The sequence below is a fragment of the Arthrobacter sp. 10T44 genome (genome assembly GCF_056393885.1).
The window spans coordinates 1-407 of record NZ_JBFTGT010000026.1; the positions used below are offsets into that span (position 1 = coordinate 1).

The 407-nt window shown below is 64.4% G+C and carries 1 protein-coding gene and 1 pseudogene; both read right to left on the bottom strand.

Going from position 1 to position 407, the window contains the following annotated elements; genetic code table 11:
• A partial coding sequence (locus AC1DBL_RS16745; protein ID WP_476926528.1) for a PKD domain-containing protein occupies positions 1-314 on the bottom strand: 314 nt, incomplete at its 3' end.
• Between the two features lie 9 nt (positions 315-323).
• A pseudogene (locus AC1DBL_RS16750) lies at positions 324-407 on the bottom strand (PKD domain-containing protein); the annotation flags it as partial.

A 407-nucleotide genomic window follows, 5' to 3' on the forward strand; every position in this document is an offset into this window, starting at 1 on the left:
GCCGTCACGGTCACCTGGTCCGTCTTCTCACCCGTCGCGCTCTGGTTGTCGGTCACGGTGAGCTTCACCGTGTAGGTTCCGGCAGCCGCATACGTGTGGGTCGCCGTCGCACCCTGACCATTGGACCCGTCTCCGAAGTCCCAGGCGTAGGAGTCAACCGTGCCATCCGAATCCGAGGAGCCGGACCCGTCCACCGTGATGCCCAGATCCTTCACCGTCGAAGTGAACGATGCCACCGGCACCTTATTCACCGGCGGAGCCGTCACGGTCACCTGGTCCGTCTTCTCACCCGTCGCGCTCTGGTTGTCGGTCACGGTGAGCTTCACCGTGTAGGTTCCGGCAGCCGCATACGTGTGGGTCGCCGTCGCACCCTGACCATTGGACCCGTCTCCGAAGTCCCAGGCGTA